We start from the raw sequence: 12,519 nt of genomic DNA, 5'->3' as shown, positions 1-12,519 counted from the left end.
AACTAGGAATTATGCATGAAAAATTGTTGAATTTGGTCTTAGAAGGTCTTGATTGTTTAAATGATCGGAAAGTTGCCGTTGTATATGTGGGATCTTTCTGTGAAGGGATTTCAAGTGTTTTCCACTTAAAGCAGCGTACAAAAGTAATTACAGGATATGCAGAGGCATTAGACGCATTGAAATCAGAAGCAATATTTTTTAATATTGATCAGTTTATCGAAGTTGTTTCTCGTTATGGTAATAATGTACCGTTTGACTTTGTTATCTATGTTCCAGGTGGAACATTCAATTTTGGCGCCACGCTTGTCATTCCATCCCTTTCTGAATTGATTGGACGCCCAGTTTTTCCATCTGCAGCGAATGCTATTTCTCTTTGGCACAACAAAATTGCTGGTCGAGCCGCCGCATCGCATTTGGGTTGGAATGTCGCCCAACGTTTTATGCATTCAGACGATATCGATGGAGAATCTGTAATACGAAAACCTATCTTTGGTGGTGACAGCTTTGGCATCGAAATATACAAAAATGGCAAGCATCCAACTTCTTTTGATTCGGGCGAAGATATTATTGAGTCCTTTATTGATGGATACGATGCAACAATTTACCTTGCGAGATGCCCATTTCGGAATGAATTTGAAGTACTTGGTGGATTAGTTACTAAATTTGACGGTTCAGAACCGAAAAAAGAAATTTGGACAAATGACCGTAAACTTTATTCAAGCGCACAATATCAATCAAAAGAAGTGTTAAATATAGAGAGATTTTCTGTAAATTTGGCGACAGATATTTCTTCTCTAAGTGCTAAAACATGCAATGCATTTCTTGTTGATACATTTGCGCGTATTGATGTACGCTTCCAAGATGATATCGCGCCCGAACAAGAATTAGCTCTGAAACCATCATTCTTTTTGGAATTAAATCCGCTTCCAACAATCTCAGCAAGTGGATCATGGTTCGAAATGATTCATAGCAAAGTCGTAAAATATCCAACACAATTTGCACGCTTCCAACAGATAACTAACAACCTGTCCCCAATGGCGTATTCCATGGTTTATCTGCTAAGCATTTGGGCTGGTCGATACAGTCTTAAATCCAAGAAGCTGTAGTCCAATTAAAATGGGGTGCAGGGAGAAGCCCATGCGAACTTATAAACGATCCGTACTCACCTGTGACGCTTCTCCGATCAATAAAGAGGTGCCCATTCTCGTTTATAAAACTTATTAGCTGGTTATTTTTTACATCATTTTCTGAATATTCCATGTAACGAGCTTTAATTAAATGGTCTCTTATACTGCTGGAAATATCTTTATTTGCACACAGTGCAATCAGGTTCGCCAAGGCGCGCACATGATGGTAGCTTGATGAGCTTGTGTGTTGAATTTGAATGTATCGTGTAAATATTCTCTCTATTTCTGCTGCTGATGGTACCTCCCCGGCTATCTTTTTTGCAATCATTAAATTGATGCAAATATTGAGGTGCGTTAGCGTATTGGCATTGTGGTTTGAGGCCTCAGTTAGACAGTCAATCGCACAATATATGGAACCTGCAAAAAGGTGGGAGAGCCCAACGGCGTTCTTTAGCATACCCATTTCACTAAAATGCGGGACTTCTTCATCCGCAAAGGCTGCAATGGCATTCGCCTCGCCTAAGTCAATGAATGTTCGTGGTCGGTAAAACCTTGTTACAAAAATATTTTGCATCGTGGCAAGATATTCCAACGTATATAGCTTGTGTTCAGTCACTGATCTCGCTTTTGATTGAAGGGTGAGGGATGCATTTGTTAGTGTACTCAGTGCATAAGATGAGACCCCCTGTGTTTGATTTGAGAACCGGTCACATTGCGCTTTTAGAAAACTATTTTTTGTAGCATCCGCCAGCTGGTGCAAACGAAAGGTTGTGTTGGGAGCGTCATCTTCAACCAATATTCTATGAATAAGTACTTGAGCAAGCGCGGCAATGAGGAATGCTCCCTGATCACCCCGAGATGTTTGAAGTTGCTTACGGATATAGCTCTCAAGTTGCTGGATTTGGCTAAAGTGTCGTTTTGAGAAACCGTCCTGCAATCTGTCGAGGGCATAGTTTCTATGATGAAATTTTATGATGGATTCACGGATTTGCTCCCATGGTGCGTTTTCGTCGGCAAGCATAATGTCTAGCTTCGCAGCTTCCTCGAGAGACCCATAGGCCATGAGATCAAAATAGTCCTCAGAGTACGGACTTTTGTGCTCTAAAGTAACGTTTTTGATAACTTTAGAAGTGCGGCGGTAGAGAGTGATCATATCACCGATACTAGCGAACAGTCTGGTACTTACTTCGGAAGATGCTGAGAATACAACTTTGGGTCTGATATCATCAGGGACGTCTCGTAAAGTGCTAAGAAAATTTGCTAAATGTTCTGCTCTAATCTCGTCACGATCAATAAAGTAGAGCCTTTTGAGATTTGCGCAAGCTGCGCCTCTGCTCGGTGGAAGGCTCATACTAAACGCGCCTGACATTCCCTCTGGAGTGTATTTGACAGCTGAAAGTGTCGCCTTTGTGGCGTTAATAATGTGGTCAACCCATTTTGATTTGATTGCAACAGAAATTCGATTGGTTTCTTTTTCAAGTTCAAAATAATGGGGGATATAAGCGTGATCCCAAGTTTTAGGTCGTGGGCCAACTATCGGTTCCTGCAATAGAACATCTATCTTTTTGTCAGATGCCGGTATTCTTGCAAACTGGTCGTATATGACATCATCTTCATGCATAATTCCTAGTTATCATCCTAGTAGGTTATTGAGAAGCACACATTATAAATCGATTTTTTGATTAACGGTACGCATAACGTATAATCATATAGTATCACAAAACGTGCAAGTTATATTATTCTTCAACCCGACGGAACATAGACCGATATCCCCCTTGCATCCCCCCCTCTCTTCCCCTATAAGCCGCTCGTTCTGGGATCAGGGTTGATCCTGGGCGACACTCCTTGCTGGTCTTTGAGGCGTTTTCGTCTTGCTGATAGGAGGCCGGCTAGGGCCGGGCGGCAGAGGTGGTTTGAGGTTTTGCTTCATTCGACCCACTGCGCCGGACCGTGAAACAGCCATAGGGAGTCACATTGATGGCGCATTATGAAACCGTGCTGATCGCACGGCAGGACGTTTCGGCTGCACAGGTCGAAACCATTGCAGACATGGCTCAGGAAATCCTGACCGAAGCCGGTGGGTCCATTGCCCGCCGTGAATATTGGGGCCTTCGCAGCCTCGCCTTCCGCATGAACAAGAATCGCAAGGGGCATTATGTCCTGATGAATTACGATGTCGGCTCGGATGCCGTTGTCGAAATGGAACGTCGCCTGCGTTTGCATGATGACGTATTGCGGTTCATGACCGTTCGCACCGAAGACCTGCCGACCGAACCTTCCGTGGTTCTGGCCCGTCGTGACGAGCGTGATCGCCCGGAACGCAGCGATCGTGGAGATCGCCCGGATCGGGGTGACCGTGGAGATCGCGGCGACCGGGGTGGTGATCGCCCACGGGGTCCGCGTCGCGAATTTGGCGACGATACCGGGATGGAGCGCAGCGAGCGCCGTCCGCATCGTGAATATAATGATCGGGAGGAAAATTGATGGGTATGCGACCAGCAGCAACACGGCGGCCTTTCTTCCGCCGCAAGAAAACCTGCCCTTTCTCCGGCCCAAACGCGCCGGCGATTGATTACAAGGATGTGAAAACCCTGCAGCGCTTCATTTCTGAACGCGGCAAGATCGTTCCGTCCCGCATCACCGCGGTGAGCGCCAAGAAACAACGGGCTTTGTCCACAGCGATCAAGCGCTCCCGTTTCCTGGGTCTCATCCCCTATGTGATCCGATAGGAGGATACAGCTATGCAGATTATCCTTCTCGAACGTGTCGAGAAACTGGGCCAAATGGGTGACGAAGTCGCCGTTAAGCCCGGCTATGCTCGTAACTTCCTGCTGCCGCAAGGCAAGGCCGTGCGCGCAACCAAGTCGAACCGGGAGCGTTTCGAATCCCAACGGATCGAACTGGAAGCCCGCAACCTGGAACGCAAGAGCGAAGCCGAACGTGTCGCCAATGATTTGAACGGCCTGTCGGTCATCCTGATCCGCGCTGCGTCCGATACCGGCCAGTTATACGGTTCCGTTACCGCCCGCGATATTGCGGACTCTATTGTCGAAGCGGGTATCCAGGTCGGTCGTGGTCAGGTGATGATGGAACGCCCGGTGAAAACCATCGGGATCTTCGACTTCCGCATCAAACTGCACCCGGAAGTGATTGTGACTGTCCAGGTCAACGTCGCCCAGTCGCAAGAAGAAGCGGAAGCCCAGGCCGAACGCAAGGCACGCGGCGAAGATGTCGTTGTGACCGAAGCCGAACGCGCCAATATCGACATGGCCGAAGAAGCCGAACGCCAGGCTGCACAGGTTGCAGCAGCGGCGGCGGAACTGGTCGATGAAGAAACCGCAGAACGCATCCTGGACGCCGCCCATCAGGACGACGACGAGGGTGAAGAAGACAAGTAAAAGCGACGTCTGCTTTTGCCGTTAAAGGAAAACGCGACGCTGGAAACGGTGTCGCGTTTTCTCTTTTGGGGCCATGTTGTTGAAACGGGCGCCGGATCTAGTCGTCCGCCAGATTATCCCCACCGGGGTCCAGGGCGACTTCCTGATCGCGATACCGTGCAGCGGTCAGGTGGACGATTAATGTTCCGAAATCCGTATCAACCTCGACCCGCACTGGGATGGGCAGCGTGTCTGGGAAAGGACTGGCGACCCAGACCATCCGATTATGGGCGGTCTTTGTGTATTTATTGGATGTCTGTTCCCGAAACCCGCCGATGCGATCAAATTCCAGTCGACAGGCCATCGCTTCACCTGAAAACACGGTGTAATCGTTACGCTCAAACGTTCGCATCCCCTCCGGCGTGACGGACATGTCATAGCGCCTGCGACCATCATAGACCGGGACGGTCCCCTGGCACTGCTCCCCCTGTTGGATCAGGCCAGACAGGGACAGAATGGCGGTAATCGGATCGATACTGCCTGGAATACTGTCCTTTGGCACCGGGGTGATGATTTCATCCTCATCGGGGGCGTCCCGCGTGACATCCACCGTGCCATCGGGATTGAAGGTCAGGCTGTTGCGCCGTTCCTTACCGCGCCAGACCCCGTCATTGACATGGGTGCTGGGTTCAACCTTCAGCCCCTCTTCCACCTGCCCGCGAGAGGATACTTGCCCTTTCCAATCGCTGTACCAGTCCAGCAGTCCCCGGGCACGGGCCTTCCCTTCGATATGATACGTGGTTGCGTCACGATAAATCTGTGTTCGCGCGGAGGCGACATGCATCCCCCCGAAATAGGCTTCATATTCAAGCGTCAGGTCGATAGGAACATCGGCCCTGATGGGCGACGCACCGCTGATGCACAAACAGATGAAACCAAAAACCAGACCACCGGGTCGCCGCATATTTTACCCCTGAGACTAATAATGAGAAAGATATGGAGTGAAACAAAACGGTTTCCACCCGGATCCCGTCAGAACAGCCGTTTGCAGTGCAAAAAACTCCAGTGGGCCACAAACAGCCCGACCGGTCCTGCTTGACAGACAATGGCCCAGACTGTACCTCAGCCTCCCAATCAAGATGGGCGATTAGCTCAGCGGGAGAGCACTCGCTTCACACGCGAGGGGTCACTGGTTCAATCCCAGTATCGCCCACCATCTTTATGTCCTTGATGTCGCGCATCACCGCTCGCGAAGCCCGCGCTTGGGTCGGCACACTCTGGCACTGATTAAAATCCTGAATGAGCCGCCTACATCCCACCATCCGGTGTGCCAATTTCTGAGGCATTCTGGACTGGAACAATTCGATAATTCGGTAAATGGATTGAGACGGTCGTCCCTTTTTCATATTGGGAGGTGATGGTCAGCTTGCCGCCATGCAGTTCTGTTAATGCACGGCTGATATTCAGCCCCAGGCCGGTCCCCTGATTCTCGCGGATATGAGCATCTCGCACCTGGCCAAAGGGAAGCAATGCCCTTTCCATGTCCTCATCCGTCATGCCGATTCCCTGATCTTGAATGCTGATAACGAAATCTTCCTCCCCCTGATGAATATCGATTTTGATACGCGTATGTGGTTGGGAAAACTTAATGGCATTGGTAACCAGATTGATGAGGACTTGTTTCATCGCCCGCGTGTCGCACAAGATGGAAATGGACGTTTCCGTCCAACGCACCGCAATGCCTTTTTCTTCGGCGGCGCGACTGACAAGCTTTAAGCATTGCTGGATCAAGTCATCCAGGGGCACGACTTCTTCAAGCAGCTCAAATCGTTTGGATTCGATCTTGGACATGTCCAGGATGTCGTTAATGAGGGTCAGGAGATAGTGACCGCTGTTGAAGATATCATTTGCGTAATCCTTTGTTTTTTCAGGACCCAGAATTTGGTTTGGGGGCTCGCGTATAATATCGGAAAACCCAATAATTGCATTCAGGGGTGTCCTTAGTTCATGGCTCATCGTGGCCAGAAACTGGGACTTGCTGCGATTCGCAGCCTCGGCCAGGTTGCGGGCCTTTAGAAGCTCCTGCGCCTGAGATTCTAGCCATTTATGATAATTTTCGACCAGTCTGGCCGCACGAAATGTTCGCCAAACGATATAGCCCACCGTGCAGAGCATCAGAACAGAAATAACTGTCATTGGGACAATCAAATTCCGCAGCATGTTCGTGCCTGCTTCCTGAACGCGCCACTGTAACTTTCCTAAAATTGTTCCATCGACCGCTTTCAGGGGTAATTGGTTCAAAGTTGCAGGGCTTGCATCTGTTTTCAGTTCCAGCCCCTTTAGCAGAAACTGGGCTTCGATCTCCTTCAGCACCGGACCGTCTATCGCTTTAAAGAAAATCAGAACACCCGGCACCCCCTGATCCAAGGACGCGCCGCGTTCATCTTCCCACATGATCACCGCAGCAGAGGCCAGATACAGGCCGTGATCGTCCCTGAAGAACCCCGATATGGCAGGACTAACCTCTCCCAGTGTTTGCGGTTGTGCTCGGGCGGCGTCAATCAAGCTTGTCAGTCCTGCTGGGAAAAAGGCGGGGTCTGATAGCCTTTGTGTCCCGTTGCGGTGGGCCCGCGCAATCACCCTGTTTTTATGTCCCACAGCCAGGACGCCATCCATCTCCAGCCCATCGATGATCCAAGATTCTATGTTGTCCGATACCCATTCTTCGTTGAAATCCTCAATCGTATTCTGAGCCGTGTCATTCCAATAGGCATAGTCACTGACAAACTTCGTCAGATTGTTGCGTAACACCATAATGCTTGATCGCGCCAAATGCTGCGCGGCCTGCTCTGCAATCACGTTATGTTGTCTTACGGAAAGATGCAGCAACGCGCCGGACACAAGAACGAATCCCACTACCAGGACCATGACCGGCAGAAGCTCTCGTGTTACGATGTAGGGCTTAACTTGTCTTGGTTCTGGATTTTGGGATCGATTTTCATTCATTACGTGAAGATTTCCACTTAATACTGAAATTGCGCTTTATCGTTGAACAAGACAGAAGGCCCTGAAAGTTCATTGTCCGTCCGCATCATTCATATGACCAGTTAAATTCGAAAAACGGAATAATTAATATTCATAGTTTTTCTTACCTTTTCCTTACTGAAATATCGGATCAAGAACATTATTGAACCAAGGCACGGCGAGTCTGACGATGGGGCCTGCAGATTGCAGTTCGCGACCGCATGCCACAACGCCACACCACACGCCTGGTCCATGGCCGACGGAAAGCCAGAAAAATACCAGCAATAGAAGGAAAATGGTTTCCGCGCCGACCCTAAACAGTCTTACCTATTCTATGGGCGGCACGTTGTAAGGTCGGCAGGTATTGCGTAACCATATCGTCACGCCCAATCCGCCCTGCATGGGCGCTGATATTGATCGCAGCAATCGTACCCCCCGACAAATCCAGTAAAGGCAACGACAGTGAAATCAGACCGGTTTCCAGTTCCTGTTCAACAAGGGCATATCCCCGCCCCCGGATTTCCTGAAGGCGGCTTCGGATCTGGCCCGGTGTGGTCAATGTCCTGTCCGTGAACCGCACCAATTGTGCTGTTGCCAGATAGGCGTTCAAGGCCTGGTCCGACCCATAGGCCAGCAGAACCTGCCCCAGTGATGTCGCATGGGCTGGCAGGCGCACCCCGACATAAATGGCATCCGACAGAATGCGATGGGGTGCGCTGGACCGGGCGACATACACAACCTCCCCCTTATCCAGAATTGCGATGCTGCAGGATTGCTTTGTTTCGCGCGTCACTTCTTCCAGATAGATACGCGCCCCTTCCCAGAAACTCAGGCCCGACAGATAGGCCTGTCCCAGGGTCAGAACCAAGGGGGTCAGTTCAAAATATTTGCCATCGCTGGTCGCATATCCCAATTCCACCAGGGTCAATAGAAAACGCCGTGCCGTGGCGCGGGACGTGCCAGTGCGCTGCGCAACCTCCGTCAGGGTCATGCGCGGATTATCCGGCCCAAAGGACCGAATGACCGCCAACCCCTTTGCAAAGGACCCCACAAAACTGGATGTATCGGCGCGCACGGATCCTACCTTCTTAATTGTTCGTAATATGAACATTATTCTATAATGCGAACATATTCCTTGCGTCAAGGAACAACCCGGCCCTATCGTCCTGTCCCTACTTCATCGTATTGTATATTCCATGACCAATCGGCGAGGCACAGCATGGCGGCCATAACGACGCTTAAAGACGCGATCCAGGAAAATGTGAAATCCGGAGATACCGTTGCTTTTGAAGGATTTACCCACTTAATTCCCTTTGCCGCAGCCCATGAAGTCATCCGCCAGGGCATCACAGACCTGACCCTGATCCGCATGACGCCCGATGTGATCTATGACCAGTTGATCGGCATGGGCCGGGTGAAAAAGGTCGTCTTTTCCTATGCCGGTAATCCAGGTGTCGGCCTGTTGCGCCGGATGCGCGATGCGGTGGAAAACCAATGGCCGCGTGCGCTGGAGATGGAGGAACATTCCCATTCCGCCATGGCGCAAGCCTATGAAGCGGGCGCGTCAGGCCTGCCCTGTGCAGTCTTTCGTGGATATCTGGGCGCGGATTTGAAGCGGGTTAATCCCAATATCAAATCCGTGACCTGTCCCTTTACGGGTGAAGTTCTGGCAGCCGTCCCTTCCCTGCGTCCGGACGTCACCGTGATCCATGCGCAGAAGGCCAATCGCAAAGGCGATGTGCTGATCGAAGGCATTATCGGCGTTCAAAAAGAAGCCGCCCTGGCCGCCCGGCGCGTTGTGGTGACGGTTGAGGAAATCGTCGATGATTTTGGCGGTCTGCACCCCAATCTGTGCATCCTGCCGAACTGGACCGTAACCGCGCTGGCCCAGGTTCCAGGCGGCGCGACGCCCTCCTATGCCCATGGCTATTATGATCGCGACAACAGCGCCTATCTGGAATGGGACAAGGTATCGGCGGACCGGGACCTGTTCACCACCTGGATGCAGGAAAATGTCCTGGATGCCACACCAGACGCCTTTGCCGACCGCATTGCCCGCCTGAAGGAGACCGCAGCATGAGCAGATTCTCAGCCACAGAAATGATGACCATTGCCGCAGCCCGCGCCTTGACCAATGACGATGTCGTCTTTGTTGGAATCGGCGCGCCCTCTGCCGCCTGTAATCTGGCACGCCTGACCCATGCGCCAGATATCACACTGATCTATGAAAGCGGCACCATCGGCACCAAGCCGGATGTGCTGCCCCTCTCCATCGGGGATGGCGAATTATGCGAAACTGCGGTGACCACCGTCTCCGTGCCAGAGATGTTTCGCTATTGGCTGCAGGGGGGCCGGATTTCCGTTGGCTTCCTGGGGGGCGCACAGATTGACCGCTTCGGCAATATCAACACCACGGTGATTGGCGATTATCACACTCCGAAAATCCGACTGCCGGGTGGCGGCGGTGCCCCGGAAATCGCCTCTTCCTGCCAGAAGGTGTTTATCACCATGAAGCAATCCTTGCGGGGATTTGTGGACAAAATCGACTTTTACACCTCGTTCGGACATGGCGAAGGCGGGGATCATCGCAAGCGATTGGGCATCACGACACAGGGTCCGATGCTGCTGGTTACCGACCTTGCCGTCTGGGAACCAGATCCGATCCGCAAAGAATTCACAGTCACATCATTGCATCCGGGCGTGACACGAGACGCCGTGCAGGCAACAGTCGGCTGGACTGTTGCTTTCGCCGACAGCGTGACTGAAACTCCGCCCCCCACGACGGAAGAACTGGACGTCCTGCGCGCGCTTCATGCCCGCACCGATGCCGCCCATGGTAAAAAAGAGAAGGCTGCCTGACATGACTGATGCCTATATTTGTGACTATATCCGCACCCCCATTGGCCGTTTTGGCGGCAGCCTGTCTGCCGTGCGCGCCGATGATCTGGGCGCTGTTCCGATCAAAGCGCTGATGGCGCGCAACGACAAGGTGGATTGGGCCGCTGTAGAGGAAGTCTATTTCGGCTGTGCCAATCAGGCCGGCGAAGACAACCGCAATGTCGCCCGGATGAGCAGCCTTCTGGCAGGTCTGCCGGTATCTGTCCCCGGAACGACAATGAACCGTCTGTGCGGCTCTGGCATGGATGCGATCATCACGGCCGCCCGGGCGATCAAGGCAGGCGAAATTTCCCTGGCCATTGCAGGTGGCGTGGAAAGCATGTCCCGTGCGCCCTTCGTCATGCCAAAGGCTGATACGGCCTTTTCCCGGAATGCCGAAATCTATGACACGACCATTGGCTGGCGCTTTGTGAATCCGCTGATGAAACAGCAATATGGCATCGATTCCATGCCGGAGACCGGCGAGAATGTGGCTGAAGATTTCAAGGTCAGCCGTGAAGATCAGGACGCCTTTGCCCTCGCCAGCCAGGAAAAGGCCAGCACCGCCCAGGGCAATGGTCGTCTGACAAAAGAAATCACGCCCGTCACCATCCCCCAGCGCAAGGGCGATCCACTTGTCGTGGATACCGATGAACATCCCCGCCGCACCTCTCTGGAAAAACTGGCAGCACTTGGCACGCCGTTTCGCAAGGGTGGAACTGTGACCGCGGGCAATGCGTCTGGCGTCAATGACGGGGCCGCAGCCTTGATCATCGCATCCGAAGCGGCTGCCAAGGCCCATGGCTTAACCCCGATTGCCCGCATTCTGGGCGGTGCGACGGCCGGTGTTGAGCCCCGCATCATGGGAATGGGCCCAGCGCCCGCCACCAAAAAGCTGTGTACCTTGCTGGGTTTGGCGCCATCCGATTTCGACGTGATTGAACTGAACGAAGCTTTTGCCTCTCAGGGAATTGCGGTCTTGCGGGACCTTGGTCTGGACCCGGCTGCGCCCCATATCAACCCCAATGGCGGCGCTATCGCATTGGGCCACCCGCTGGGCATGTCCGGCGCCCGGATCACCGGCACCGCCGCGCTGGAACTCAGCCTGACCGGCGGCAAGCGCTCCCTCTCAACCATGTGTATCGGCGTCGGCCAAGGCATCGCAATCGGCCTGGAGCGGGTGTAAAACAGCCCCATCGCACCCGCCGCCCTGGACCCCGGATCGGGTCCGGGGTGACGATGTATCAACAAATGCACCCTCGCCCTGAGGAGCGCCGCGTCTCGAAGGGTGACCTTCCTGAAAGCACCGCCCTTACAGCGCCTCCTTCGAGACGGCGCTATCGCGCCTCCTCAGGATGAGAAAAAGGCCTCCCACGCCCCGTCATATTCGCGCAGGCGGTTATCCAGGGCCACACGCACCAATCGCGCCCGCCGCTCTGGACCCCAGATCAGATCCGGGGTGACGATGTATCAGATAAATGCACCCTCACCCTGAGGAGCGCAGCGTCTCGAAGGGGGAGCCCGCTGGAAGCACCGCATTTCCAGCCCCTCCTTCGAGACGGCGCTACCGCGCCTCCTCAGGATGAGAATTCGACGATTTGTGGAATGCGCAGGCGGTTATCCAGAGCCACACGCACCAATCGCGCCTGCCGCCCTGGACCCCGGATCACGTCCGGGGTGACGATGTATCAACAAATGCACCCTCACCCTGAGGAGCGTAGCGTCTCGAAGGGGGAGCCCTCTGCAAGCACCGGACTTACAGCCCCTCCTTCGAGACAGCGCTATCGCGCCTCCTCAGGATGAGAATGAAACCCCACGCCCCGTCATACCCGCGCAGGCGGGTAGGTGGAGTCACGTTTGAAGTGCAACGGTTATTGATCCTTCGTTAAATACCTCGAAGGGGGTTTTGAACCCAAGACATTTTCGGGGTGTTTGGTTTTGGGCGTTTTGGATATCGGCGATATCTGATTGTGTGATTTTGGTGATGTCGGTTTTTCGGGCGAGGTGGCGTCTGAGCCGTAGGATGGCGTTTTCGACGCCGCCTTTTTGCCATGGCGAATGCGTGTCGCAGAAGAAGGTTTCGATGCCGAGCATCTCGTTCAGGCGATGGTGCT

General features: G+C 52.7%; 12 protein-coding genes and 1 tRNA gene. 8 read left to right on the top strand and 5 right to left on the bottom strand.

The features are described 5' to 3' along the window. The first annotated feature begins 11 nt into the window (after positions 1-11). Positions 12-1,106, top strand: coding sequence for a hypothetical protein (locus ACOSDM_RS06320; RefSeq protein ID WP_420723656.1), 1,095 nt, complete (start codon positions 12-14; stop codon positions 1,104-1,106). On the opposite strand, the gene ACOSDM_RS06315 is transcribed toward ACOSDM_RS06320, so the two are convergent. After that, on the bottom strand, positions 1,087-2,748 hold the full coding sequence (locus tag ACOSDM_RS06315) for a hypothetical protein (RefSeq protein ID WP_420723655.1): 1,662 nt from the start codon (positions 2,746-2,748) through the stop codon (positions 1,087-1,089). The two genes, ACOSDM_RS06320 and ACOSDM_RS06315, sit on opposite strands and share 20 nt — an antisense overlap. A gap of 356 nt (positions 2,749-3,104) precedes the next feature. Here ACOSDM_RS06315 and rpsF point away from each other — a divergent pair, with 356 nt between their 5' ends. From rpsF to rplI, 3 genes are read left to right on the top strand one after another with little or no spacing between them, the layout of a single operon-like run. Further along, the gene (gene rpsF, locus ACOSDM_RS06310) at positions 3,105-3,611 is read left to right on the top strand and encodes a 30S ribosomal protein S6 (protein WP_420723654.1); all 507 of its coding nucleotides are present in this window, start codon (positions 3,105-3,107) and stop codon (positions 3,609-3,611) included. After that, a complete protein-coding gene (gene rpsR / locus ACOSDM_RS06305; protein ID WP_420723653.1) occupies positions 3,611-3,856 on the top strand; it encodes a 30S ribosomal protein S18 in 246 nt (81 codons plus the stop codon). The genes rpsF and rpsR overlap by 1 nt, the downstream gene beginning before the upstream one ends. A 12-nt stretch (positions 3,857-3,868) precedes the next feature. After that, the gene (gene rplI / locus ACOSDM_RS06300; protein WP_420723652.1) at positions 3,869-4,525 is read left to right on the top strand and encodes a 50S ribosomal protein L9; all 657 of its coding nucleotides are present in this window, start codon (positions 3,869-3,871) and stop codon (positions 4,523-4,525) included. A 97-nt stretch (positions 4,526-4,622) separates the two neighbouring features. Here rplI and ACOSDM_RS06295 read toward each other — a convergent pair whose 3' ends face one another. Then, on the bottom strand, positions 4,623-5,468 hold the full coding sequence (locus tag ACOSDM_RS06295) for a DUF3108 domain-containing protein (RefSeq protein ID WP_420723651.1): 846 nt from the start codon (positions 5,466-5,468) through the stop codon (positions 4,623-4,625). A gap of 177 nt (positions 5,469-5,645) precedes the next feature. Here ACOSDM_RS06295 and ACOSDM_RS06290 point away from each other — a divergent pair. Then, positions 5,646-5,720: transfer RNA gene (locus tag ACOSDM_RS06290), tRNA-Val, on the top strand. Between the two features lie 92 nt (positions 5,721-5,812). Here ACOSDM_RS06290 and ACOSDM_RS06285 read toward each other — a convergent pair. Further along, the gene (locus ACOSDM_RS06285) at positions 5,813-7,510 is read right to left on the bottom strand and encodes an ATP-binding protein (protein ID WP_420723650.1); all 1,698 of its coding nucleotides are present in this window, start codon (positions 7,508-7,510) and stop codon (positions 5,813-5,815) included. Positions 7,511-7,841: 331 nt separating this feature from the next. Beyond that, a complete protein-coding gene (locus ACOSDM_RS06280; protein ID WP_420723649.1) occupies positions 7,842-8,603 on the bottom strand; it encodes an IclR family transcriptional regulator domain-containing protein in 762 nt (253 codons plus the stop codon). Positions 8,604-8,747: 144 nt separating this feature from the next. Between ACOSDM_RS06280 and ACOSDM_RS06275 the strand changes: the two genes are divergently transcribed. From ACOSDM_RS06275 to pcaF, 3 genes are read left to right on the top strand one after another with little or no spacing between them, the layout of a single operon-like run. Beyond that, complete coding sequence (locus ACOSDM_RS06275) at positions 8,748-9,608, top strand: CoA transferase subunit A (RefSeq protein WP_420723648.1); 861 nt, start codon at positions 8,748-8,750, stop codon at positions 9,606-9,608. Continuing rightward, complete coding sequence (locus tag ACOSDM_RS06270) at positions 9,605-10,387, top strand: CoA-transferase subunit beta (RefSeq protein WP_420723647.1); 783 nt, start codon at positions 9,605-9,607, stop codon at positions 10,385-10,387. Before ACOSDM_RS06275 ends, ACOSDM_RS06270 begins: the two co-directional genes overlap by 4 nt. A gap of 1 nt (position 10,388) precedes the next feature. Further along, positions 10,389-11,591 carry a 3-oxoadipyl-CoA thiolase gene (gene pcaF, locus ACOSDM_RS06265; RefSeq protein WP_420723646.1) on the top strand — a complete coding sequence of 401 codons (1,203 nt, stop codon included), beginning with the start codon at positions 10,389-10,391 and terminating at the stop codon, positions 11,589-11,591. Positions 11,592-12,256: 665 nt separating this feature from the next. Here pcaF and ACOSDM_RS06260 read toward each other — a convergent pair. Then, positions 12,257-12,519, bottom strand: a 263-nt coding sequence (locus ACOSDM_RS06260; RefSeq protein WP_420723645.1) for a transposase, incomplete at its 5' end; no start/stop codon positions are given.

It is taken from the genome of Hwanghaeella sp. LZ110 (assembly GCF_048892525.1).
In the GTDB taxonomy this organism is placed as follows: Bacteria; Pseudomonadota; Alphaproteobacteria; order UBA8366; family Aestuariispiraceae; genus Pacificispira.
This window is presented reverse-complemented; position numbering and strand designations above follow the sequence as displayed.